Consider the following 21,857-nt stretch of genomic DNA (forward strand, 5'->3'; position numbering starts at 1 on the left):
AGCCACGGTGTAGCCAAGCGACCGGGCTATTGACCGTCCTCAGCTCCCCCACGCCACTCCTGCCCAGGCGTGAACTGTTGCCAGTGGACTATCTCCAGCGTGGAATGGCAGCTCAAATCCGGCCAGTGTCCGACGCTGGTGCAGGCCTTGAATGTCGCCAGACACTCCTGGAGCTTGGCTTGGCCATTCTCAAGAAAGGTCGCCCCCGCCACGTGCGTGCAGACTGAGTGCGGCGCCGAGGTCTCCGCGGTGATGAAGACGAAGGGAGGGAACACCGCTGTTCCTTCGAAAGCTGCGCGTGCCAGGCTGTACATGTAAGCCTGCAGGTCATAGCCGAAGTCGATGGCGTCCCGGCAAAAGGCCGTTGCGCTGGCCTGGCGCGTGGTCTTGAGGTCGAAGCTGAAGTCGGGGTGGTAGGCATCGAAGCGGACCCGCAGCCGCAAACCTGTGACCGGCTCGGTGAAGTAGATGCTGCATTCACACATCGACTCCTCAAGAAAGTGCCCGACCCGTCGGCCTCGAAGGCGCGAGTTGGCGACCTTGTCGGCGAGCCGTCTCGCCGCATCGAAGGTCGGTTCATCCACGGCGAGCCGGTGCGCATTGTTGCTCAGGAAGATCTTGAAGTCCCGGTCGCGGCCAGATCCAACGCCAGGGTACACGGCCAGCTCATTCGAGACGTTCTGCGGCTCCAGCAGCAGCATGTGCACGAGGGAGCCAAAATTCTTCGCAGCTGTCGAAGTGCTGGGCTGCACCAGCGACGCCTGAAAGTGGGCAGGCGAGACCAACAAGGGCTTCAGCATCGAACAGCTCAATGCGTCGCGATCGGCGTGGTAGATGCTATTCGGAAGGGTTGGGAACATCACGCTCTGCGACCCACAGCCTTCACGGCTCTCGTAGATTGCGGGGGTGAACTGCGTGAGAGCTGTCACGCCCTCAAAGGCTTCCGCCAGCGATATCCAGGTATCCATTCTTGTGCTCCTTCGAGCTATGGAAGCATGGATCTGTGGTGCGTCAAGAAGCTGTGGCGTCATGTGCGGAGAAGGGAAGACTGAAGCAAGCCGAGTGGGCGGGCCCACCCGGCTTGGCGCGATCTCATTGCAGCAGTCGCCGGATCTCCGCAACGGGCCAGGCGAGCCGCCCGTGCACCAGCACCGGCCGGATAGGACCATTCTGGTAGCAGGCCCAGACCCGGAGCGTTTGGCTCATGCGATTCAAGTAGAAGGCCGCTTGTGCGGTGGGAACGTGGGTCTTGACCTCTTCGGCAAGATGGGGGAAGCGAGGCCTGTTGATGGACACGTCGGGGGTGGAGGAATTCATGATCGATGCCTTTCGAAAAATGGAAGTACGCCGCCGACGATGAGGCGGCATTTGAAGGAGGAGGGTGATTGGGGCTGTTGCCCCGCTGATTTGCTCGAACAGCAGCCGAATGCCGCGTCCATCGTGTGCTTGCGATGCAGGATTCGGCCGACACCGCTTCCTGCATGCTTCTCGAGATGAAGGTACAAGACCTTCTCGCCCCAAAGGCTGGGGCGCATGCGAAATTTAGCGCGTGGTTTCAGTTGGCGCAACCGATCGCGACCAGTCAGCTGCCCCAATGCGGGACAGGGCGTCGGAAGTGAACGGCCGTGGCCATCCTGAGGACAGCTCGGAGATAGGCCAAGTGTTGCACCAGCCCCTCCGGCCGTGGCCATTCCCGGAGCCCGAGCGCGTGGACCTGCTGCTCCAGTAGCGGGTCCAGCTCCCACCCGTCGCGCCAGAACGGAACCTTCAGGTCCGGCCTTGCGTGGCGCAGCTTGTCCTTGAGGAGCTCGCGACCGTAGATCGCGTCGAGAAGCCAGTGCCGGCTGGCGGCGCGGGTCTGTCGCCACCGGGCGCGGCAGGCTGCCTTCTTGTTGGTCATGGATCGGGTCATGTGTCGTTCCTTGTGTTGTTGCCTGACCAGCCTTTCACAAGAGGAGCGGTTGTCAACTCGACTCCATGGAGCAAGCGATCAGCTGTCGCTGTCCGTCAGGAAGAAGAGGAACAGCAAGCCGATCGGCGCCATGAAGATCGCCAGCGTCCAGCAGATCGCCATCGTGATGAGCTTCGTGAACAACATGAGCCCAGCGTTCACCAGGAAGAAGTTGTCGCCGAGGATGAAGTTGATCACGCGTTCATAGGCAAACCGTGCATAGGGGTAGAGCACGCAGTTCCCAATGACGAGCAGGTAGCTTTGCAGCGTCACCTGGTCAATCTTGTTCCTGTGGTCGTAGTAGAGCAGGGCTGGGAAGATGAGCCCGAACACGAGATGCCGAAGGTAGACTGCAACGCCGAGGCCGCCAAGAGTTCTGTAGAAGAGATTGCGCATGCGGTCTTTCGATAGAGTTGCCCCGCGATTGCGGGGTATCAACTCTTCTACCCGCGCGTCTCCGAGTTTCAAGTGCACTCGATCATTTGGACGCTCTCGCCGGCGGAGTACAGATCGCGCCGAGGTCCCAACCCGCCATGCGAGACGCGACGGTACTGGCAACCACTCCGTCATCGCCTGATGGCGGCGTCGCGATGGTGGGACGACGCTCCTCGGGAATCTGAAGTCGCAAGTCACCCCCGACGGCCAGCTGCACTGAGCGGCGGCCGAGATGAATCTCGGCGCCCAGCCGGACCAGGTACAAGACCTCGCGTGACCGCGTCGCCACGTCCAACGACGCGAGCCACTCGTAGACCTCACCCATGCTCGCATCGATGGATACGCGGTGCTGCAGGCGTTTCCCGATGCCGGCGGAAGCCATGCTCGCTACCAGCTCTTGGAGGCCGCAAGGTCGTGCTCCGCCACCACGTGGAAGCCGCGCACGTTCGAGAAAACCGGATCCGCATCGATCCTGGAGATCTTTTTTACCTTCGGCAGGCGCTTGTAGAGGTGGGATGAGAGGACGCCCGCACCGCCGCCGGTGAACAGAATCTGGTCCACGTCATCGACGCTGCCGACCATGGTGAGCATCTGGTCGATCGCCTCGTCCAGGATCTGGTCGACAGCCCTGCGGTACTCGGCCATGGGGTAGTGCTCCCCTTGCACGGCGAAGCTGGGCTTCTGCTCCCGGATGGCCTGGTCGATGCGGTCGATGATGGCCGCTTGGTTCCGCCAACGAGGATTGATGCGGTCGGCAACGGCGTAGGCACAGGCGAGCATCGCCTTGGGGTACGCACCGGAGCGCTCCCAATAGGGCACCGTGCCCTCCGACAGATACCAATCCAGGGTGCCGCCGCCCGGGTCGATCACCATGGTCAGCCCCTGTAGCGGCTTGCCGCCGTTCAGGAAGCCGAAATTGATGATCGCGCCTTGTGGCTGCACGACGACGCGGACCTTCTCGACGACGACACGGCGCTGGTTGCCCTCCGGCCCGATCAGGTGCTCTCCGGCGGCTCGCTGCGCAAGCAATTCGTTCGCCTCAAAGTAGGTGGTGAGTGGCAGGCCAAGCGCCAGCCTGCGAACGACCAGCTCCGTGCCGGCATTGGCGCCATCCGCAATTCGCCAGAGCGCGCCTCGCAGCAGCGCCAGGTACTTGTCGCTGGCGGCATAGTCCTCCGCCACGATGCGGCTTTCCAGGCCGCTACCGCGCTGCGGCGCGCCGGGACCGACGAAGTAGCTAACGCCGTTGACGGGGACCACGCAGCCTTGCGGCTGTTGTTCGTCCTCCGCTTTGCGCGCCGTGCCGGACTTCAACACCGGAGCGACCGAAGGGAAGCTCGCGACTTGGAGCATTCCATCGGCGCCGCCAGATCGCCCGTGCGTGTGCTTCACATTGAAGTAGCCGACATCGATTGCGCGTGCGCCGACCACGACAGGATTTGATTTCATTTGGTGTTCCCCTTGAAGGTCAGATCAGAATCTCGACGCCGTCGAGCGGCCGGCCGGAGCTCCGCCACGGTTCGATGCACACGTTGAAGCCCAGGCTCGTGAAGAGTTCGAGGGACAAATGGGCGTCGATTGCAAATGCGCGCAGGTAATCGTCCTCCTCAGACCCGGACACCTGGTCGGTGTAGCGCACCGCGATCCGCATCGCGCTATCGACTCGCGGCCTCACCCCCTGGGTGCAATGTCCAACGATCCAAGCCTCCGCGATGCCCGCCGCGCGGAAGGAGGTGGCCCTTGCAGACAACTGGCAGAGCCAATCCTTCAGCAACCGAGCGGAGCGTCCGGACTGCACTTTGGCGCTGCCGACGTACGCACAGGCGATCGGAGCGCGCTCGTGGCCCAGTTGGCGGGCGACCTGCGTCAACGCCAGGCGGACGAGTTCAGCGTTCTCTTCGTACTCCGCGCCGGCAACGCGGCCCAGGATCGGCGCAGGCAGGCCGGACACTTGCGTGAAGAGATCGCACGCGAATTGGTGACGCAGTCCGTGCATGGTGATGCCGAGCCCCTTGCGGTGCACCCCATGCTTTCGGACGACGTAGAGCATCCGGTTCTTCATCTCTCGCAGGGTGAATCCGGGGATTCCCAGGCACCGCTTGGGATGCAGACGGGCCAGTTCCTTGGCGCGTTCCAGCACCGCCCGTTGCGTGGCGGCGGTCGCCGGATCGGCGCTGAACATCACGACGCGCTCCTTGCCGCCCTTGGTGCCACGCCACACGATGATGTGGTCGCCCTTGTCGCTGTCCTCCGGGATGATCTGCGTGGACTCGTTGGCCCGCAATGCGAAATGCAGTTGCATGTCGAGTTGGGCACCCACCACCGGTTCCTCGGCACGAATCGCGTCGATGAGCGGGACAGGGTCAACGCCTTGGTGCCGCCAACCTTTCGGGAATTCAGGCAGCAGAGAGCAGCTCCCGGTGCCCGCCGTCACTCCATTGGCGCGCAAGATCTCACGCCAGTCGAATCCCACCGGCACAGCGCCAAACTTGCCCATCAACTCCAGGAAGCGGCGCAGGGTGCTGACGTACTTATGGATGGTCTTCTCTTCCAGCCCTTCGTTTTCCCAGTGTCGGCAAAGTGCGATCACGTGCTTGCGACCCAGCGTGTCGATGTTCTGGATGCCCGCCCGGACCTTCTTCAGGATCAGGATGGCGCGATGGAGCTCATCGCGGTAGTCGCTGAGCGTCTTGTCACTCACCGGCCTCTCTCGGCCGAAGGCCGCAGGGATGCTCGCTTCCCTCAAGATGAAGCTGATCTGGCGGTGCGGATCGCCCGGATGCTGACTCAACGCCTGCCGGACGAAGGGCCGCAGCTTCCCGCCGCCGCGCGCTTTGCGACGGCGCTTGCGGTTGCTCTTCTTGTCGAATTCGTTCTCCATTTGATATCTCTCCTTGCCGCATGGCGGCGTGTCTATGGGTTTCGCCGCCTTGGGGCGGTGCGCTACAAATTTGCCAACGGATGAAGCCTGTTCGTCCAGGAGCTTTAGCAACCAGTCCCGGCATTCGCAGTGGACTGAGCCTGCGACGCCGCCCGCGATGCGGGCTGCCAGCCTGTAAGGGCAAGCGGGTGACCGTCGGATCTGCCGACGGAGCCAAGAGGGTGGCTACCCAGCGGCGTTTGAGACGCCGCTTTCATGCCGACTTCTTCCCGGGCGGACTTCGACGCCTGGGCCATCTGTTTGGGTCGTCACATGGCGGCGCAACTGCGCCGAGCCGCGACATCGCGCGGTGCCATGCGTGCAGCCAAACAGGCTGGAACGAAGTGGATTCACCGTTGCATCAGCAGATGCGGGGCGGGCTTGGCGGCCCGCGGCGGTGACAGGTTGCTTGAGGCCGTACGGCCCCTGATGGATACGCGGAGTTGGACTCCGGCTTGTTGCGCGTGGCTCGAGAGAGCCGGCGGTTGCCTCAAGCGCGCTTTGCGGCAGGTGAGGTGCGTTGATTGCGGGCGCTTGGCCTGCTATTCCCTTGGGGAAGCAGCGCTATTGTGGGTACTGCCCTGGGGCGGCGCAACCGATGGCGACCACGCCGGGCGCGTTTCGCGCATTCATTCAAAACAGAGTGTTCAGAAAGTCCAACTCCAACAATGACTTGCGAGCGGGTTCAACGCTTGAAGCGTGATTGAAGCAACAGTTGAAAGCCAGCCGAAACCGTTTTCGGGCAGGAAGCGTACCGGTTTGAGGAACTACGCGCGACGGTGCTGTTGGTGCGAAGGGCGCTCCGCTCGTGCCACGTGAATGCCACTGAAGGACCGAGCGTCGGCCTGGTGGCACGGACAAGGCGACATTCGTGCCATCAAAGAACGCCCATCTTGATGAGCGATTCGCGAATCGCCCGGATGGTGTCTGTCAGGTCCTGCGCATGGAGCCTGTTCTTCTGGAGGAAGGCCATCCACTGCCGCTGCTTGATGGCGTCGACGGCGAAGGCATCGGCCAATCCCAGGGGTACGCCTTCAGGGAGACGGTACTTGCGGCGCGCAAATGTTGCCTCAATGGCAGTTCGCAGTTGGAACGGCTCGATGTCGCCTTCCGAGAGGAGGATGGACAGGTCGAAGTAGTCTTTCATCCGTGTGTTCGCCATCCCGAGCAAGCAGATGGCATGGAACTTCTCGGCGATGACCGTGTACTTCGGATACGCGCGCAGCAACGGGGCCGGCAAGTCCTGGAGCAACACGGGATAGGTGACGGACTCTGGCCCGGGACTTACTGCATCGCCGAAACCAATGTCGATCTGCAAGGGAATGCGGGCGCTGTCCAGCCTGCCGACCAGGTCGATCCGGACCCCGCCATACCCAGCTTCCTTCCGGATTTCGGCACCCTTCACGGAGACGGGGTCAAGCACCATGCCGTCCGCCACGTCGATTCGGCAAATTTCCTTGAACACGGCAATGGCCGTGGCCGTGTCTGCTGCGCCGAACCCGAGCAGGTCCGCATCCCGGGTGGGGCGCTTGGGCAGGTCGTACCAGAGCGAGAAGAGCAGGGCCCCCTTCAGGAGGTAGTTTCCGGCGTGGGGTGAGACCGAGAGCCGGTACAGCACGCGCTCCAGCCCGAAGTGGGTGAGGACCAGGTTGAAGTCCTGCTTGGTCGCGTCGGCGTGATTCTTCAATTGCGCCCGGATCGACGCTGCGGGGTTCTTGCTCATGCAGTGACGCTCTCGAGATACGGACGGATGACGTTCGAAACGCGGTCGACAGTCGCGTAGTGCCAGAGGTCGTCCATCCGGAATTTGCGTTGGGCCCAGCCTTCGCGCAGCGCCTCCAGTGCCACGTCGATCCCGATCTTGTTGCGGTACTTGAAGCAGTCGGCCACGGTCTTGGCCACGTTGAATACCTGGACCGGAACGCCTTCGATGACGTGGCGTTCGATGCCTTCGGCCAGTGCCGTGCCGGACATGCGGACCGGGCGAAGCGAGGGTTGGTCGATGCGAGGAACGGGCAGATTCTTGGGGATCGCGAGCCAGACTTCGAAGGGAGCCTGGGTGCCGATTCCGTGAAAACGCAGGGCTGAGACAAGGCAGACGACACCTTGGGGGACCCGAAGGGCCACTTCAGCGAGTGACTGGTGTTCCGTGATGGGCTGGTTGGGCAGGCTGTAGACACCCCGACCAACGCGCTTCAGCTTCCCGGCAGTGACAAGGCGGCTGAGAACCGACGTGGGTATCGACGCCGCCATGACATCCCGCGAGCGAAGGAGCGGGCGGCGCCTGGCAAGCCGAAGCAGCGATTGTTCGTGAGTGCGGTGTGCTGGTGCCACGGCGCGTGCCGTTCTTAATTCTATGCCTTTGTTGATAAAAGCATAGCATATGCAACAACTCCACTCAACATTCCAATGGACGAGCCGGACCGTCTGACCGACGCTCTGGAATGCCGCGGAACGTGACTACCGCTTGTCTCTCATACTTCGGCCGTCCCCTGACGCCCGCTCCGATACAAAGCACGGAGCCGAAGCGGTGAGGGCGCTTGGACCAATAGCACCACGGCGCACGACACGGCAAACATCGAACGAGCGGCCCCGGCGCTAGGGCTGCGTCGTCAGATGCCGGACAAAGAAGTCCGCAAGACGGACATTCAGATCGGCGATCGCCTGCTCGCGGTTGAACGAAGGCGGGTCTGCCAAAAGGCGCTCGCCAACGCTACCGCGTTCCAACGGCGGCATGGGGGAGAGCATCGCGCCGTGCCCGCCCTCCGGCAGGTCCATGACCAGCTCACAACGCGGGATGCAAGTCTTGGCGACGCTCTCAACATGAAAGCGAGGAACTTGGTTCACATCCTTTCGCGCGATCACCAGGCCGAGTTTGACGGCGGGCCGGGCCAGAGACTCGAGGATGAAGTCTGCAGCGAAGGGAACCATCGCCACCGTGCTTGTGATGCGCGGGTCGTGATAGTGATGCACAGTCGCGTCGGAAAATCGCCAGTCGATGACACGACGCGCTGCCCAGAGCTTCAGCGGATCGAGGGCGTTACCCTTGAGCAGGGTGATAAACCCGACGCAAGAGGAAAAGTCCTCCTCGATGTTTCGATTGCAATGCGCCTTGAAGCGTTCGTCGGACCACTGCCCCCCGGCCAGCGACAGTGCCGTGTGCCCGCCGGCAGAGCCTCCGAAGACACCCACCGAATCCAGCGAGAGCTGGTTTCCGAGTGCCGCGTATCGACCAACCCGGTCGATCGCCTGTGAGATCTCGAGCGGGCGCTTGCGCCAGCTTACTGGCCCGGGCTCTGAGGGGTCGAGGTAGTTGTCGCCCTGATGCAGTGGAACCGCCACTGTGAACCCACGGCGCACCAAAGCACGTGCAAGGTCGACATGCACCCAGGGGGAGCCTCCAGAACCGTGCGAGATGACCACCAGACGCCCGTTGCCCTTGAGCGGCGCCCCATCAGGAACCCAGGAGAGATTGAATGGTCCCCGGCTGACGGGAACCTCGGCTCCCGAGGCCGGGTAAAACACCGTGGTCGAATGTCCGTCGGACTGTGGCAGCTGCAAGAAGCCCATGCTTGCTACATCCGCTGCCGGTTGCGGATGCCCGACAGAGCAAATGACGAGCGCGAGGACGGCAATCAGGTTCTTCATTCAAAACTCCTTGCTGGATGGGTGCGAGGTGGCGCGAGAGCGCAAGCGTCACTTCGCCTGAACCACCGGACCGGTGAGCGCTCCCAGGAAGGCTGTGAGATCCTGCACATCGGATTCGGACAGCCGGATCGCTTGGCGATCGGCGTGCTTCTCGCCTGGCCGGGCCAGTTCACTGTGGCCGAGCGCCGCCTTGGGCGACGCGGCGTAGTGCCGCACGACCTGCTCCATCGTCGTGAACTGGCCGGCGTGCATGTAGGGCGCGCGCTCCGCCACGTTGCGCAGGCTAGGCGTGCGGAACGCGGCCAGATTGTGCGGGTCGTCAGCGGCAAGGAACTGGAGCTCCCCGCATTGCTCAGGCTTGGCATCGCTATAGCGTCCGAGGCAATTGAATTCGTCCTTCAGCAACTTCTTTACACCGTCAGCGCGGCCGCGGTCGGGCGCGGCCTTGTTCAGCGGCGGCACGCCGGTGTTGTGAAAGGCGTGGTCCGACAGTTGCGGGCCGTTGTGGCAGGTGACGCACTGGCCCTTGTTGAGGAAGAGGCGCAAGCCGCGCACTTCTTGCGGCGCCAACACTTCCTGGCCGCGACCGTCACCGGCGACAGTGGCCTGCGCGTAACGGTCGAAGCGCGATTCGCCATAGGCGAGCGTGCGTTCAAAGGCCGCGATCGCCTTGCCCATGTTCGCGTAGACGCGGTTGATCCCGTCCCGGCTGGGCTCGCTCATGGCGTCCCACGCAGCACGTTCCGCCTCCGTGCCCCCGGGCATGGCGTCCTCCGGGAGCTTGCCTAGTGCCGGCATGGGGCCGAACACCGCCTGGTACTGCTCCTTGTAGTGGGTTTGCACTTGGCGCACGTAGCGCACGCGGTTGCCGCCGTGCTCCGCCGCATCTTCGAGCGGGCCCAGGGCTTGCGACCACAGGCTGTCCTTGCGGCCATCCCAGAAGAGGAAGGGCGAGTGCGCCGCGCCCATCACCGGCATCGTGCGTCGCTTGCCGGTTGCCACGCCCTCACCGAGCGGCTTGCCGTCCTGGAACTGCTTGTCCGCGGAATGGCAGCTTGCGCACGAGACCTGCCCGTTGCGGCTAAGGCGCGTGTCGTTGAAGAGCGCGCGGCCGAACGCGGCGGCATCAGTACGCCGCTCGTAGGCGTTGGAAGGTTCAGGCGAGAGCGGTCCGGCCTCCTTCAGACGCATGGAAGCGATCGTGGACACTTCCTGCGCGGTCCACTTGTCCCGCGCAGGAGCCATGGCGAACTCCGGCGCGGCGACCACGGACATGCCGACAAGGGCCACGAGGACGCCGACAACGGCGAGCGTCTTGCTCATTGCCGCACCGGCGGGTTGTTGACGACGGTGTTGAAGGTGACCTTGTCTGGACCGGACGGACCTTGGATGTCGAGCTTGACCTCCCACCAGCCGGTCATGCTGAACTTCATGCCGTCGAGCTGGTAGGTGCCGTTGCCAAGATCACGCGTCACCCGCGGCTTCGTAGGAAGCCCGTGGCCGTGCTGCGGCATGCCGCCGTCCACGGCGAACTTAGCGCCCGATACCGGTTGGCCCTCTGGTGTGGCGAGCGTCACTTTCCAGCTGTGGATCTGGTTGATCGCCGGGGCCTGCGCCGGCGCCACCAAGCCGACCTTGTAGATGCCTGCGGCCGAACGCTTGTTGAGGGACAGGTCGAGGTCAGCCGGCGTGCTGCAGCCCATGGTGAGCAGGGTGGCGACCGCGAAGGTGGCGGTGGAGACCGTGATGCGCAGTGAATGGCTAAAAAGATGTGACATGGCAGTTGTTTCTATGGTTGAGAATGAAATTGCTTGCAGTGGTCGCGTCACAGCGGCGAGGCCGCCGATCGACTCCACATCTCCAGCGCTGTGTGGGCGCGCTGCGGCGGCCGCTCGATGTGACTGCGCCGCCTCGGTGCCTTGGCACGCGAGCCGGCCTTGACCTCCTTCAACGTGGTCGAACCGACCACAGGCGCAAGTGCCAGGCGTGCGGCAAGCGGGGCCGACAGCTGCGCCAGGATGGGACAGCAGGCGTTGTCATCGCCGGCACACTCCTGCACCAATGCCTCCAGCGTCGTCGCCATCTCGTCAAGTTCTTTCCGACGCTGCTGCAGTTCCAGGAGTTGCGCATGCGCGACTTCCCGGACGGCGCGACTCTCGCGATCGTCGTCCTGCCAAAGCCGCATGAGGGCATCGATCTGCGGGATCGGGAATCCGAGCGCGCGCGCTTGCCGTACGAAACGCAGCATGTCGACCTCGCGCTTGCTGTAGAGCCGGTAGCCCGACTCCGAGCGCTCGGCCTGCGGGATGAGGCCCAGCGATTCGTAGTGGCGAATCATCTTGGGCGTCACGGCGGCCGCTGCCGCGGCTTCACTGATGCTCATGGGGGACATTTGCAGCTCCTTGGAGGCGGATCGCACCTTGAGCCGAACTGTCGCCCGGACGCGCCATGGCTGCAATGACGCGTTCCCCACCTTTTCTGCCACCTTCCGTTGCACTGGCACTCCTGGAGGAGGGCTGGGCTGCATCTTGCGCAGCGGGAGCGGCGTCGCTGGCGGCAGCCTGATGCGTGATGATCATCACGGCCGCCACGACCGAGAGCACGGTCGCGACGGCCGTTCGGTGGAAGGGTGACGAAAGAGGCATGGAAGTCTCCGGGTTTCTCGCTTCAGAAGCCTCGGAGTTTTGGCATTGCCACGATGTCAAGGTCAAGCCCGCGCCGGCGTGGTCAACCGGCTCCGAGAATTGGCAGCCGCTCAGGCTCGAATCGGAGGAGCGAGGCGTGCCAGCTGCGTTCGTCGTGACGATGAACGCACCGGCGGTCGCCGACTTGAAGCGGGGTCAGCCTTCGGCGGAACTGCGACTGCTCATTCGACGGAGTGCCGAAGGCGCCATGCCAAGCAGGCGCGCGAAGCTGCGGCGCATGCGCTCGGTATCGCCGAAGCCGCACTCGGTCGCCACCCGTTGCACCGAAGCCCCACCGCCTTCGAAAGCGGTTCGTGCGGCTTCCACGCGAATCTTCTCGACCGCCTTGGCGGGCGTCACGCCCGTTTCAGCGTGGAAGGCCCGTGCGAAATTGCGGGGGCTCATGCACGCGCGTTCGGCAAGTCCTTCCACGCTGTGCCGCTCGCAGAGGTTGCGGCGAATGTGGTCGAGCACCGGATCGAAGCGGCCCTGTGCAGCGCCTTGCAGCGTGAGCAGCGCCGAGAATTGCGATTGTCCGCCGGGGCGGCGGTAGTACACGACCAGCTCCTGCGCGACTGCGCGCGCGACGCTCTCGCCGACGTCCCGGGCGATCATGGCGAGCGCGAGGTCGATGCCGGCTGTGATGCCCGCGCTGGTCCACGTATCACCGTCCTGTACAAAAATCTTGTCGGCCTCGAGCCTCACTGCCGGGAACAGCGTCTTGAACTGCCCTGTTCGCGACCAATGCGTGGTGGCGGTTCGGCCATCGAGCAGGCCAGCCGCTGCGAGCAGCATGCTGCCAGAGCAAATGCTCGCGATGCGCAGCTTTCGCTGGTGCGCTTTGCGGATGAATCGCAGCAAGGTCGCGTTCCGCATCGCGTCCTCCACACCCGGCCCACCGGAGACCACCAGCGTTCCGCCTTCGCTGTTGCGGGGCAAGCCCCGGGCCATCCACTCGACGCCCGACGAACTGGAAACCAAACCGGGTGCCGCAGCGACGATCCGCACGTCATACGCGTTGGCAGCTTCGAACGCGCCGACGGGCCCGGCGGCGTCGAGCAGCTGGAACCCGGGAAACACGAGGACGTGGATACGGTGGCGCATGGCAGGAATGGTGGGAAATCTGACGTTGTTGCCACAACGTTAGTCCTTGATGCTCTTGGCGTCAACCAACGGGCTTCACCATGAACACGCACCTCCACATCGGATTCCTTCTTTATCCCAACGTCACGCAACTGGACCTCACTGGCCCGGCACAGGTCTTGAGCCGCGTGCCCAGCGCACAGGTCCACCTTGCCTGGAAGACGCGGGATCCCGTGCTGACCGACGTCGGGTTCTCGATCGTTCCGACCACGACGTTCGCCGAATGCCCGAGCCTTGACGTGCTGTGCGTGCCCGGTGGCTTCGGCTTTGCCGATCAGCTGACCGATTCGGACACGCTGGATTTCTTAAGACGCCAGGGCCGCGAGGCGCGCTACGTGACTTCCGTGTGCAACGGTTCGTTGCTGCTGGGTGCAGCAGGCCTTTTGCAAGGCTATCGATCCGCGTGCCACTGGAATTGGCGAAAGTACCTTTCGCGTTTTGGTGCCATTCCCGTTGCAGAGCGCGTTGTACGCGACCGCAACCGTATTTCCGGTGGCGGGGTGACAGCCGGCATCGACTTTGCCTTCGCGCTCGCGGCAGAACTGGCGGGCGAGGACACGGCGCGCATGCTGCAGCTCGCTCTGGAGTACGACCCGCACCCTCCGTTCGACAGCGGCTCACCGGAAAAGGCCGGAGCGCATCGGGTGGAGAAACTGCGGGCTTTGCAAGCCGAGCGAATCCTCCGTGCTGAAGCGCAAATCGAGCTGGCTGCGCTGGTGGCTTGACCTTGACATCGCGGCAAGGCTGACAGTCCAGGGCATGCAAACACGACCCACACGCCTTCGGCACTACGCCTTCGTCGCGCTCTCCATCGCGACCGCTTCGGTCTTCCTGTCAACCGTTGCGACCCATGTGTATGCGATGGATTTCATGCCGCTTGCGTCGCTGAGCCTCCCCGTCCTGGCGGTGTTCTTCACGTTCACCTCGCTGCTCTACATCCGTGGGAACACGATCGCCGCGGGGCGCAGCAAGGTCCGCACGCTGTTCGCCGCCGAAATCTCCATGCAAGCCACCGTGTGCTACCTGACGGGTATCGTGGCGGGCGCCAGCCTGTATGGGTTGTTCCAGATCGCCGATTTCAGTTTCGATTCTTCGCAGCCCACCTGGTCTGGCCTGTGGCTGCTGCTCTTTGCGTTGCCCAGTGCGCTGATGCTGCTTGGTTTGATCAGCCTGCTGCGCGCCGCGTGCTTGATCTCGCCGCAGTTCCTGACCATCGCGAGCCCCTATGAGATTGGGCGCAGGATTCAGAGGCCGCGCGCGGCCGCCTGACAGCCTGATGCCGCGCGTAGGCACCGGTCACGGCCACGGACATCAGCGCGTTGATGTTGAGCTTGCCCCGCAGCAACGCCGCCATGCCCTTCTTGTAGACGTCCAGGCCCGCGAGCCAGATCGCCAAGCCGGCCAGCGCCATCCCAGCTAATCTCCAGGGCAGGGTGTCAGGGGCGATGAACTCAAGCACCTCGGCTGCGACTGCGACGCTAAGCGCCAATCCCATTTGGGCCACGCCAGCGCCAAGCCCGTGGTCATGGTCGTGCAGCCCGTCGCCTTCACCCACGTGCGCACCGGCCGGATCGAGGTTGCCGATCGGTTCAGGATCGAAGTCGGCTTTCCTGATGGCTTCAAGTGCCAGCGGCAAGGCATCGTCTGCGGCGTCAATGCCGAGCGTGCGGGCGGTCAGCTGGAAGTTGAGCGAACGGATGCCCAGCACAGACTGCAGGGCGCGGCGGATCTCCGCCTCCTCCGCGCTGCAGTCCATGGCTGCAACGCGAAATCGGCGACCCGCTGCTTGTGTCGGTAACGCCACGGGGGGACCCATTGCGCATGCGGCTGAGGCGCAGCAGTCCACTTCTTCTGGCAGGGTCTTCGTGTCCATGTCCTACTTGGAAACCCTGAAGCCACATCAGAGTCAAGCTGAGGCGTAAAAATGAAGATTGGAGAGCTGGCCGCCATGGCGGGGACCCAGGTAGAGACGATTCGCTACTGCGAGCGGGAAGGGCTGTTGCCGCTGCCCGGCCGTACGGACTCGAACTACCGCGGCTATGAAGCAAGTCATGCCCAGCTCCTGGCGTTCATCCGGCACTGCCGGTGCCTGGACATGACGCTGGACGAAATCCGCTTCACCACACGGATTCACCCGGCGAAAGCTGCGGCGAGGTCGATCACTTGCTCGACGAACACATCTCCAAAGTCGTGCGACGAATTGCGGAGCTCAAGGCACTGGAGCGGGAGATTCGGTCTCTGCGTGCGGGTTGCTCGGAAGGTGGCATTGCGGCGCAGTGCGGAATACTCGGAGGCCTGGAGAAGGCGGCGAGGAACCATGATCACAGCGCGCCGTCGGCCCACCCGTCGCACTCGCGCGGTGGGCGACGGCACCACCAGGGATAACCGCTCGCTAGGGACTCATATGGCAACCTGACGCCGATGACAAGTGCGATGCCCCCGCATATGGGCCAGTCGTTCCACCAACTCGGGCCCTGCCAGCACTGCCCGAACCGGCATCCGAGCTCCAGCTCTCAAAGCGCCCATTCCCAAAAAAGGTGCTTGACCTTGCCATAGTGGCAGGGTCCACGATGTCGGCATCCCCCAACAGGATACTTTCATGGACCATGCTCGTCACCACCAAGTCGGCCAATCTGGGCGTTCCAGCTGCCGCGAGAGGGCCTCCCTCGCCGAGCCTGAACTCTGTTGCTCTGCGGGCGACCATCCGTCACGCCTTGGCCTACGTCGCCATCGGCACTGAGGGAAACGCCATGCATCTGGATCCGATTCCCTTCAGGCTCGCCCCCGACGCCCGCTCCCGACAGTTGTCGTCGTTCAATGACCGAGCCGAGATTCGCTGGTTTGGATTTCGGGGCCAGTGGGTCGAACCCGGCTGGGCCGAAATCGAGTTCGAACGGATCGAAGCCGGGGCGCTGGGCGGCGGTGGCGTCGATGCCATCAATGGCGGTGTCATCGCCGCCGGCTTCGACGCGGCCTTCGTCTTGGCGGGCTTGGGCCACTACGACTCGAAAGCGGTGGTGACTCTCGAGCTCTCGGTCCAATTCCTGTCGCTCGCGCGCGCCGCCGAGCCTTTGGCGTTTCGGGCGGGAGTGACCAAATCCTCCCGCGGTTTCGCCTTCGCCCAAGGCGCGCTCCTGGCGCGCCGAGGCGGCGCACCTTTCGCGACCGCCTCGGCCATGATCGCCCCGGCCTCGGCCCCACGCGCGGCGGGGTCCTACGCCGCCGAGGTTGCCGACCAAACCGGACGGCGCTAGGATACTGAGTTCAATGTCGCGACTCCGCCTTCTCCTCGCTTGGCTCCTCATGGCCGCGCTTCCCCTCCAGGGGATGGCGGCCGCGTCGATGCTGTTTTGCGGGTCGCAGGCGGCGGCGCGAGTGGCGCAGACGGCCTCCCACCAGGGCCACCACGCCTCCATGAACAAGGCGGGACACGACCACGCCGCGCACGGCCACGCCGCGCCGCAAGTCGAGGCGGCCCAAGTCGAGGCGGCCCAAGCCGACGGCGCCGCGCCCGCCGCCGACAACGGATCCCAACAGAGCCACTCTTGCCCAATCTGCGCCTCCTGCTCGCAAGCGCAGGCGGTCGGCGGATTCTCTTCCCTGCCGCCCGCATTGCCCGCCTCCTCGGCGGAGCCGTCGCAGCCGGCCGTTCGCGTCTCCTCGCAGACGCCGACCCTCCCAGACAAGCCGCCTCGCGCGTGACCTCCGCGCGCCGCCCGGGCTAGCCCCGGGCGCGCCGCCGCATTTCCGACCCCGACCCTGCCCGCGCCGACGCGGACGCAGGCGCGCGCAACGAATCACGCGAGGCTCCATGACACGCAGAACTAGAACCTTCTTGACGGCCGCGGCGCTCGCCGCGAGCTTCCCCCTGGCCGCGCAGCCCGCGAGCCCGCCAAGCGCCGAGGCCGCGCCCTATCGCTCGGCTTTCGAGGGCTACCGGCCTTTCGAGGCCATTGAGATCCAGGACTGGCGCAAGTCCAACGACACCGTCCGCGAGATCGGTGGTTGGCGCGCCTACGCCCGCGAAATCCATGGCGGGACGCAAAGCCAGCCGCAGTCAACGCCGGTTCAGCCTCCAACTCGTCCCGAGGCCTCGGCCTCGGCCCCGGCCGCCGCTCCAGGGGCGCCAGCCGCCCCGGCGCGGCCGGCCAATCCTCACCAGGGGCATCAACGATGAAACGAACATTCACGCTGGTGGCGGCCGCAGCTGCCGTCGTCGTCCTGGCCGGCTGCGCCGCGCCGAACATGCAAGCCGCGATGGGAGAGGCCAACGAGTTGTCCGGCCCGGTCTCCGGCGGGGTCAAAGCCGAGCTCAGGACGGAAGACTCGCAGCGCGAGGCGGCGTCGAAGCTCGCGAATGATCTGCTGGCCAAGCCTTTGACCATGGACGGGGCGGCGCAGCTCGCCCTGTCGAACAGCCCGGCGTTCCAAGCCGCTCTCGCGCAGAGCTGGGGCGAGATCGCCATGGCCCAACAGCGCGGGCTCCCCGGCGGGGTGGTCTTTTCGTTCGAGAGATTGCGCGAGGGCGCGGACCTCGAGCTCGGTCGGCTCCTCTCGGTCGGCCTCTTCGACCTGATTACGCTCCCGCAGCGGAGAGCCGTCTCCAAGATCGAATCCGAGCAAGCGCGCGTGAGGATGGCCGGAGCCGTGGTCGACCAGGTGTCGAACGCCCGCCAGGCATGGGTGAAGGCTGTCGCCGCGCGCGAAATCGAGGTCTACGCGGTCCAGGTCAAGGACGCCGCCGACGCCAGCGCGGACCTCGCGCGTCGTTTGCAGGCCGTGGGCAATTTCACCAAGCTCCAAGCGGCTAGGCAGCACCTGTTCTATGGCGACGCGACCGCGCGCCTGGCCACGGCCAGACAGCAGGCGGTCTCCACTCGGGAGGAGCTAGTCCGCCAACTGGGACTCAGCGACGAGCAGGCGCGCGTCTTGAGGCTTCCCGATCGGCTGCCCGACCTGCCCAAGGCCCCCAGGGGTCCCGAGGTCGTGGCGACGGCGTTGGCCTCTCAGCGCCTCGACGCGCGCCTCGCGCGCTTGGAACTCGAAGCGGCGGGTCGAGGGCGCGGCGTCGACCTGGTGTCCAGTCTGGTGGACGTGGAGCTGGGAGCGCGGCGCGACACGCGCTTCGAAGGCAATGGCGAGAAGTCGACCACCCGCGGCTATGAGCTCGAAATCCGCTTGCCGCTGTTCGACTGGGGGTCCACGCGCCGCGCCGCGCTCGACGCGCGTTCGCTCGCGGCCGCGAACCGCTTTGATGCGGTCGCGCGCTCCGCCGGGTCGCAGGCGCGCGAGAGCTACGCGGCCTACCGGACCGCCTATGACCAGGCGCGGCATCAGCGCGACGAGATGGTTCCGCTGCGCAAGACGATCTCGGAAGAGAACGTGCTTCGCTACAACGGGATGCTCATTGGCGTCTTCGAGCTCTTGGCCGACGCGCGCGAGCAAGTCACCGGCGTCATGACCGCCATCGAGGCGCAACGCGACTTCTGGCTGAGCGATGCCGGCCTCTCATCCACTTTGATCGGCAAGCCGATGGCGGGGGCGTCCAGCTCCACGTCATCCGCTCGCCCGACCACCGGCGGCGGCGACGCCGCCCACTGACAGCGAGGACTCATGCAAAACAATCGACGAAATTTCTTGGCAGGGTTCGGAGCGATCGCCGGCGCCGTCAGCGCCGCGAGCGTGAGCAAGGTGGCCATGGCCGCTTTGCCGGAGCCCGTGATCCAGACGGGGCCGGCGACTGCGGGGCCGCTGCTGCCTGGCACGGGGCGCCCCTACAACCCGGTGGTGACGCTCAATGGGTGGACGTTGCCCTGGCGCATGAACCAAGGAGTGAAGGAGTTCCACCTGGTCGCCGAGCCCGTGGTGCGCGAGATGTCGCCGGGCTTCAAGGCGCACCTGTGGGGCTACAACGGCCAATCTCCTGGTCCCACGATCGAGGTCGTCGAGGGCGACCGCGTGCGGATATTTGTGACCAACAAGCTGCCGGAGCACACCAGCGTGCACTGGCACGGTCAACGCCTGCCCAACGGCATGGACGGGGTCTCGGGACTGACTCAAAAGGCGATTCCCGTCGGCAAGACGTTCGTCTACGAGTTCGTCGCCAGGCGTCCCGGCACCTTCATGTATCACCCGCACGCCGACGAGATGACGCAGATGGCGATGGGGATGATGGGCTTCTGGGTCACGCACCCGAAGGCGAAGCATCCGCTCATTGAGGAGGTCGACCGTGACTTCGTCTTCCTGCTGTCCTCATACGACATCGATCCGGGCGCCTACACGCCCAAGATCATGACGATGACCGACTTCAACCTCTGGGCGTTCAACAGCAGGATCTTTCCCGGCATCGACTCGATGAACGTGAAGCTCGGCGACAAGGTGCGCATCCGCTTCGGCAACCTCACGATGACGAACCACCCGATTCATCTGCATGGCCACGAGTTCATGGTCACCGGCACCGACGGGGGGCCGACGCCCAGGAGCACCCGCTGGATGGAGGTGACCACGGACGTGGCGGTGGGGCAGATGCGGCAAGTCGAATTCTTGGCCGACGAGGAGGGCGACTGGGCCTTCCACTGCCACAAGAGCCACCACACCATGAACGCGATGGGACACGACGTGCCGACCATGATCGGCGTCGACCACCGCGACGTGGCTAAGAAGATCGCCAAGCTCGTGCCCGACTACATGGTCATGGGCGAGCGTGGCATGGCCGACATGGGCGAGATGGAGATGCCGCTGCCGGACAACACCGCTCCGATGATGGGCGGGGTGGGTCCCTTCGGCGGGCTCGAGATGGGCGGGATGTTCACCACCGTCAAAGTGCGCCGCGAGCAGAAGCGCGGCGACTACAAGGACCCCGGGTGGTTCAAGCACCCGCAGGGGACCGTGGCCTATGAGTTCACGGGCCAATTGCCCGAGCCGGCGCGCGCGAGCGCGGCCCCCCAGAAAACGCCTTCCGCGGCCAGCACGCCCGCGGCCAAGGAAGTGGAAGTGCGCGTCCGCAAACCCGCGTCCGGCCACAGCGGCCATTGAAGGAGACCTCCATGAAATCCACTCGAAACGTCTCAGTCGCGGCAGCGCTCGTCGCCGCCGCGCTGATCGGACCTGGAAGCGCCATGGGGCAAAGCAGCGCCCCGTATGCGGGCCAGCAGGAACGCGCGATCAAATCCCTCCCTCAGGCCGAGATCGACGAGCTGCTCGCAGGCCAAGGCATGGGCTTGGCGAAGGCGGCCGAACTCAACGGCTACCCGGGCCCAGCGCACACGCTCGAACACGCCGATGCCTTGCGGCTCACGCCGGAGCAACGCCGGGCGACCGAAACGCTGATGCGCGCGCACAAGGAGAAGGCGCGCGCTCTGGGCGCCGAAGTCGTCGAGGCCGAGCGCGCGCTCGACCACGCGTTCGCCAGCCGCCAGGTGGACGCCGCGCGGTTGTCGACGCTGACGACGGAGGTCGGCTCCAAGCAGGCGCGCCTGAGGGAGGAACACCTGCGAACGCATTTGGAGCAGACGGCGCTGCTCAGCGCCGAGCAGACCCGCAAATACGCTGAACTGCGCGGCTACGCCAGCGCGCCCGCATCGGGCGAGAAGCGCGACGGGCATCACGGCAAACACCACTAGGAGAATCCAATGAAACTCGCAACACATCTCGCCCTGTCCATCGCCATCGCCATCGCCTCCACCGCCGGCTCCGCTTTCGCGCACGAGAAGCACGACGCCAAGAAGGCTTCCGCCGCAGTGAAGAAGGAGCAGAAGCCATGGGGCATCGCGGGCGACGCGAAGGCGGCTCGCCGCACGATCGAAATCGCCATGAGCGACGACATGCGCTTCACGCCCTCGAACATCGAGGTCAAGCAGGGCGAAACGGTGAAGTTCGTCGTGCGCAACAAGGGCAAGGTCCTGCACGAGATGGTCATCGGCGACAAGAAGACGCTCGACGAGCACGCCGCGCTGATGGTCAAGTTCCCGGGCATGGAACACGACGAGCCCTACATGGCCCACGTGGCCGCCGGCAAGGAAGCCTCCCTCATCTGGACCTTCAACAAGCCGGGAAACTTTGACTTCGCCTGCCTGATCGCGGGCCACTACCAGGCGGGCATGGTCGGGAAGATCAAAGTCTCCGCCGCGGGAGCCTCCAAATGATCGGCGCCGTCATCTCCCGCAGGCGCGCCGTCGGCGCGGCTCTGATGCTGGCGTGCGCGCCGGGCGTGGCCCTGGCCGCGTCCCCCGCCAAGGCGGTCCCGGTCGAAGTCTGGAAGGACCCCGAATGCGGCTGCTGCAAGGACTGGATCGCCCACATGGAAGCGAACGGCTTCAAGGTCAAGGTCAACGACACGGGCAACAACGCCGCGCGCGCGCGCCTGGGCATCGACAAGAAGCACGGCTCCTGCCACACGGCGGTCGTGGGCGGCTACGCCCTCGAGGGCCACGTGCCGGCGCGCGAGGTCAAGCGGTTGCTGGCTGAGAAGCCCGCCGCCGTTGGCCTGGCGGTCCCCGGCATGCCCGTGGGCTCGCCGGGCATGGATGGCGCGGTCTACAAGGGCCGCAAAGATTCCTTCGACGTGCTGCTGCTCGCGAAGGACGGAACAAGCAAGGTTTATCAACGTTACGAAGGGAAGAAGTCATGAAACACGTCAAGCAACTCCTCCTGGCCGCGGCTTGCGCCGCAGGCCTCTCCGCCACCGCTTTCGCGCAGCAAACGGCTCTCGCGGATCACGGCGCTCACCAGCCCCAGGGAGCGGCGTCGGCGGCCGCCGCCGACATGTCGGAGGGAGAAGTGCGCAAGGTCGACAAGTCGGCCGGCAAGATCACCGTGAAGCACGGCGAGATCAAGAACCTCGACATGCCGCCTATGACGATGGTCTTCGGCGTCAAAGACGCCGCGATGCTCGACAAGGTCAAGCAGGGCGACAAGGTGCGCTTTCGGGCCGCCAGCCAAGAAGGCAAGTTCACCATCACCGAGATCCAAGCCGCGACTCAGTGATGAGCTCGCCAAAGGCCAAGGCGCGCGACGGATTCTCGCCGCGCGCCCGCGCGCTCGAGAAATAGTTCGACAACCTCTTGACCTTGCCATG

The 21,857-nt window shown here is 64.8% G+C and carries 27 protein-coding genes and 1 pseudogene; 13 read left to right on the forward strand and 15 right to left on the reverse strand.

Annotated elements, in window-relative coordinates; all coding sequences use genetic code 11:
- Positions 1-26 precede the first annotated feature (26 nt).
- From FN976_RS16950 to FN976_RS17015, 14 genes are all read right to left on the reverse strand, one after another.
- Positions 27-968 carry a PD-(D/E)XK nuclease-like domain-containing protein gene (locus tag FN976_RS16950; RefSeq protein WP_186510928.1) on the reverse strand — a complete coding sequence of 314 codons (942 nt, stop codon included), beginning with the start codon at positions 966-968 and terminating at the stop codon, positions 27-29.
- Between the two features lie 124 nt (positions 969-1,092).
- Positions 1,093-1,317 (reverse strand): DNA-binding protein, encoded by a 225-nt coding sequence (locus tag FN976_RS16955; protein WP_222432832.1) that lies wholly within the window; start codon positions 1,315-1,317, stop codon positions 1,093-1,095.
- Positions 1,318-1,582: 265 nt separating this feature from the next.
- Positions 1,583-1,900: a hypothetical protein gene (locus FN976_RS16960; protein WP_145894226.1), complete on the reverse strand. Its 318-nt coding sequence runs from the start codon at positions 1,898-1,900 to the stop codon at positions 1,583-1,585.
- Positions 1,901-1,990: 90 nt separating this feature from the next.
- Complete coding sequence (locus FN976_RS16965; protein ID WP_145894227.1) at positions 1,991-2,347, reverse strand: hypothetical protein; 357 nt, start codon at positions 2,345-2,347, stop codon at positions 1,991-1,993.
- A gap of 82 nt (positions 2,348-2,429) precedes the next feature.
- On the reverse strand, positions 2,430-2,768 hold the full coding sequence (locus FN976_RS16970; protein ID WP_145894228.1) for a hypothetical protein: 339 nt from the start codon (positions 2,766-2,768) through the stop codon (positions 2,430-2,432).
- A gap of 5 nt (positions 2,769-2,773) precedes the next feature.
- Positions 2,774-3,817, reverse strand: a complete 1,044-nt coding sequence (locus FN976_RS16975) for a ParM/StbA family protein (RefSeq protein ID WP_145894229.1) — start codon at positions 3,815-3,817, stop codon at positions 2,774-2,776.
- Positions 3,818-3,854: 37 nt separating this feature from the next.
- Positions 3,855-5,267: a site-specific integrase gene (locus tag FN976_RS16980; RefSeq protein ID WP_145894230.1), complete on the reverse strand. Its 1,413-nt coding sequence runs from the start codon at positions 5,265-5,267 to the stop codon at positions 3,855-3,857.
- 916 nt (positions 5,268-6,183) lie between these two features.
- A complete protein-coding gene (locus FN976_RS16985) occupies positions 6,184-7,029 on the reverse strand; it encodes a nucleotidyl transferase AbiEii/AbiGii toxin family protein (RefSeq protein ID WP_145894231.1) in 846 nt (281 codons plus the stop codon).
- On the reverse strand, positions 7,026-7,640 hold the full coding sequence (locus tag FN976_RS16990) for a type IV toxin-antitoxin system AbiEi family antitoxin domain-containing protein (RefSeq protein ID WP_145894232.1): 615 nt from the start codon (positions 7,638-7,640) through the stop codon (positions 7,026-7,028). The genes FN976_RS16985 and FN976_RS16990 overlap by 4 nt, the downstream gene beginning before the upstream one ends.
- Positions 7,641-7,904: 264 nt before the next feature.
- Positions 7,905-8,954, reverse strand: a complete 1,050-nt coding sequence (locus tag FN976_RS16995) for an alpha/beta hydrolase family protein (protein WP_255440518.1) — start codon at positions 8,952-8,954, stop codon at positions 7,905-7,907.
- A gap of 48 nt (positions 8,955-9,002) precedes the next feature.
- On the reverse strand, positions 9,003-10,277 hold the full coding sequence (locus tag FN976_RS17000) for a cytochrome-c peroxidase (RefSeq protein WP_145894233.1): 1,275 nt from the start codon (positions 10,275-10,277) through the stop codon (positions 9,003-9,005).
- A complete protein-coding gene (locus FN976_RS17005; protein WP_145894234.1) occupies positions 10,274-10,732 on the reverse strand; it encodes a FixH family protein in 459 nt (152 codons plus the stop codon). Before FN976_RS17005 ends, FN976_RS17000 begins: the two co-directional genes overlap by 4 nt.
- A 47-nt stretch (positions 10,733-10,779) precedes the next feature.
- On the reverse strand, positions 10,780-11,346 hold the full coding sequence (locus FN976_RS17010) for a MerR family transcriptional regulator (RefSeq protein WP_349291387.1): 567 nt from the start codon (positions 11,344-11,346) through the stop codon (positions 10,780-10,782).
- 448 nt (positions 11,347-11,794) lie between these two features.
- Complete coding sequence (locus FN976_RS17015; protein ID WP_145894236.1) at positions 11,795-12,742, reverse strand: GlxA family transcriptional regulator; 948 nt, start codon at positions 12,740-12,742, stop codon at positions 11,795-11,797.
- A gap of 80 nt (positions 12,743-12,822) precedes the next feature.
- Here FN976_RS17015 and FN976_RS17020 point away from each other — a divergent pair, with 80 nt between their 5' ends.
- Positions 12,823-13,506 carry a DJ-1/PfpI family protein gene (locus FN976_RS17020; RefSeq protein ID WP_145894237.1) on the forward strand — a complete coding sequence of 228 codons (684 nt, stop codon included), beginning with the start codon at positions 12,823-12,825 and terminating at the stop codon, positions 13,504-13,506.
- Positions 13,466-14,050, forward strand: a complete 585-nt coding sequence (locus tag FN976_RS17025) for a hypothetical protein (RefSeq protein ID WP_145894238.1) — start codon at positions 13,466-13,468, stop codon at positions 14,048-14,050. Before FN976_RS17020 ends, FN976_RS17025 begins: the two co-directional genes overlap by 41 nt.
- Here the strand turns inward: FN976_RS17025 and FN976_RS17030 are convergent.
- Entirely contained in the window at positions 13,947-14,654 is a 708-nt protein-coding gene (locus tag FN976_RS17030; RefSeq protein WP_145894239.1) for a cation transporter, read from the reverse strand. The two genes, FN976_RS17025 and FN976_RS17030, sit on opposite strands and share 104 nt — an antisense overlap.
- 75 nt (positions 14,655-14,729) lie before the next feature.
- On the opposite strand from FN976_RS17030, the pseudogene FN976_RS29790 reads away from it, so the two are divergent.
- The 11 genes and pseudogenes from FN976_RS29790 to FN976_RS17080 form a co-directional block, all read left to right on the forward strand.
- Positions 14,730-14,837, forward strand: a pseudogene (locus tag FN976_RS29790) (MerR family DNA-binding transcriptional regulator); the annotation flags it as partial.
- 29 nt (positions 14,838-14,866) lie between these two features.
- Positions 14,867-15,166 carry a MerR family DNA-binding protein gene (locus tag FN976_RS17035; RefSeq protein ID WP_432417873.1) on the forward strand — a complete coding sequence of 100 codons (300 nt, stop codon included), beginning with the start codon at positions 14,867-14,869 and terminating at the stop codon, positions 15,164-15,166.
- A gap of 221 nt (positions 15,167-15,387) precedes the next feature.
- On the forward strand, positions 15,388-16,035 hold the full coding sequence (locus tag FN976_RS17040; RefSeq protein WP_222432833.1) for a PaaI family thioesterase: 648 nt from the start codon (positions 15,388-15,390) through the stop codon (positions 16,033-16,035).
- A gap of 49 nt (positions 16,036-16,084) precedes the next feature.
- Positions 16,085-16,483 (forward strand): hypothetical protein, encoded by a 399-nt coding sequence (locus tag FN976_RS17045; protein WP_145894241.1) that lies wholly within the window; start codon positions 16,085-16,087, stop codon positions 16,481-16,483.
- Positions 16,484-16,592: 109 nt separating this feature from the next.
- Positions 16,593-16,958: a hypothetical protein gene (locus FN976_RS17050; RefSeq protein WP_186510930.1), complete on the forward strand. Its 366-nt coding sequence runs from the start codon at positions 16,593-16,595 to the stop codon at positions 16,956-16,958.
- Complete coding sequence (locus FN976_RS17055; RefSeq protein ID WP_145894243.1) at positions 16,955-18,382, forward strand: TolC family protein; 1,428 nt, start codon at positions 16,955-16,957, stop codon at positions 18,380-18,382. Before FN976_RS17050 ends, FN976_RS17055 begins: the two co-directional genes overlap by 4 nt.
- Positions 18,383-18,394: 12 nt before the next feature.
- The gene (locus tag FN976_RS17060; RefSeq protein ID WP_145894244.1) at positions 18,395-19,816 is read left to right on the forward strand and encodes a multicopper oxidase family protein; all 1,422 of its coding nucleotides are present in this window, start codon (positions 18,395-18,397) and stop codon (positions 19,814-19,816) included.
- Positions 19,817-19,827: 11 nt separating this feature from the next.
- Entirely contained in the window at positions 19,828-20,403 is a 576-nt protein-coding gene (locus tag FN976_RS17065) for a Spy/CpxP family protein refolding chaperone (RefSeq protein WP_145894245.1), read from the forward strand.
- 9 nt (positions 20,404-20,412) lie between these two features.
- Positions 20,413-20,925: a cupredoxin domain-containing protein gene (locus FN976_RS17070; protein WP_145894246.1), complete on the forward strand. Its 513-nt coding sequence runs from the start codon at positions 20,413-20,415 to the stop codon at positions 20,923-20,925.
- Positions 20,922-21,410 (forward strand): DUF411 domain-containing protein, encoded by a 489-nt coding sequence (locus FN976_RS17075; RefSeq protein ID WP_186510931.1) that lies wholly within the window; start codon positions 20,922-20,924, stop codon positions 21,408-21,410. The genes FN976_RS17070 and FN976_RS17075 overlap by 4 nt, the downstream gene beginning before the upstream one ends.
- A complete protein-coding gene (locus tag FN976_RS17080) occupies positions 21,407-21,766 on the forward strand; it encodes a copper-binding protein (protein WP_145894247.1) in 360 nt (119 codons plus the stop codon). Before FN976_RS17075 ends, FN976_RS17080 begins: the two co-directional genes overlap by 4 nt.
- The last annotated feature ends 91 nt before the right edge of the window (positions 21,767-21,857 follow it).

Origin of the sequence: Caenimonas sedimenti, from assembly GCF_007833165.1 — a bacterium.
Lineage (GTDB): Bacteria > Pseudomonadota > Gammaproteobacteria > Burkholderiales > Burkholderiaceae_C > Ramlibacter > Ramlibacter sedimenti.

Coding starts and splice junctions, on each gene's coding strand:
- FN976_RS16950 (WP_186510928.1), bottom strand. CDS start 968: ATGGATACCTGGATATCGCTGGCGGAAGCCTTTGAGGGCGTGACAGCT.
- FN976_RS16955 (WP_222432832.1), bottom strand. CDS start 1,317: ATGAATTCCTCCACCCCCGACGTGTCCATCAACAGGCCTCGCTTCCCC.
- FN976_RS16960 (WP_145894226.1), bottom strand. CDS start 1,900: ATGACCAACAAGAAGGCAGCCTGCCGCGCCCGGTGGCGACAGACCCGC.
- FN976_RS16965 (WP_145894227.1), bottom strand. CDS start 2,347: ATGCGCAATCTCTTCTACAGAACTCTTGGCGGCCTCGGCGTTGCAGTC.
- FN976_RS16970 (WP_145894228.1), bottom strand. CDS start 2,768: ATGGCTTCCGCCGGCATCGGGAAACGCCTGCAGCACCGCGTATCCATC.
- FN976_RS16980 (WP_145894230.1), bottom strand. CDS start 5,267: ATGGAGAACGAATTCGACAAGAAGAGCAACCGCAAGCGCCGTCGCAAA.
- FN976_RS16985 (WP_145894231.1), bottom strand. CDS start 7,029: ATGAGCAAGAACCCCGCAGCGTCGATCCGGGCGCAATTGAAGAATCAC.
- FN976_RS16995 (WP_255440518.1), bottom strand. CDS start 8,954: ATGAAGAACCTGATTGCCGTCCTCGCGCTCGTCATTTGCTCTGTCGGG.
- FN976_RS17000 (WP_145894233.1), bottom strand. CDS start 10,277: ATGAGCAAGACGCTCGCCGTTGTCGGCGTCCTCGTGGCCCTTGTCGGC.
- FN976_RS17005 (WP_145894234.1), bottom strand. CDS start 10,732: ATGTCACATCTTTTTAGCCATTCACTGCGCATCACGGTCTCCACCGCC.
- FN976_RS17010 (WP_349291387.1), bottom strand. CDS start 11,346: ATGTCCCCCATGAGCATCAGTGAAGCCGCGGCAGCGGCCGCCGTGACG.
- FN976_RS17015 (WP_145894236.1), bottom strand. CDS start 12,742: ATGCGCCACCGTATCCACGTCCTCGTGTTTCCCGGGTTCCAGCTGCTC.
- FN976_RS17020 (WP_145894237.1), top strand. CDS start 12,823: ATGAACACGCACCTCCACATCGGATTCCTTCTTTATCCCAACGTCACG.
- FN976_RS17030 (WP_145894239.1), bottom strand. CDS start 14,654: ATGGACACGAAGACCCTGCCAGAAGAAGTGGACTGCTGCGCCTCAGCC.
- FN976_RS17040 (WP_222432833.1), top strand. CDS start 15,388: ATGCTCGTCACCACCAAGTCGGCCAATCTGGGCGTTCCAGCTGCCGCG.
- FN976_RS17045 (WP_145894241.1), top strand. CDS start 16,085: ATGGCCGCGCTTCCCCTCCAGGGGATGGCGGCCGCGTCGATGCTGTTT.
- FN976_RS17050 (WP_186510930.1), top strand. CDS start 16,593: ATGACACGCAGAACTAGAACCTTCTTGACGGCCGCGGCGCTCGCCGCG.
- FN976_RS17055 (WP_145894243.1), top strand. CDS start 16,955: ATGAAACGAACATTCACGCTGGTGGCGGCCGCAGCTGCCGTCGTCGTC.
- FN976_RS17060 (WP_145894244.1), top strand. CDS start 18,395: ATGCAAAACAATCGACGAAATTTCTTGGCAGGGTTCGGAGCGATCGCC.
- FN976_RS17065 (WP_145894245.1), top strand. CDS start 19,828: ATGAAATCCACTCGAAACGTCTCAGTCGCGGCAGCGCTCGTCGCCGCC.
- FN976_RS17070 (WP_145894246.1), top strand. CDS start 20,413: ATGAAACTCGCAACACATCTCGCCCTGTCCATCGCCATCGCCATCGCC.
- FN976_RS17075 (WP_186510931.1), top strand. CDS start 20,922: ATGATCGGCGCCGTCATCTCCCGCAGGCGCGCCGTCGGCGCGGCTCTG.
- FN976_RS17080 (WP_145894247.1), top strand. CDS start 21,407: ATGAAACACGTCAAGCAACTCCTCCTGGCCGCGGCTTGCGCCGCAGGC.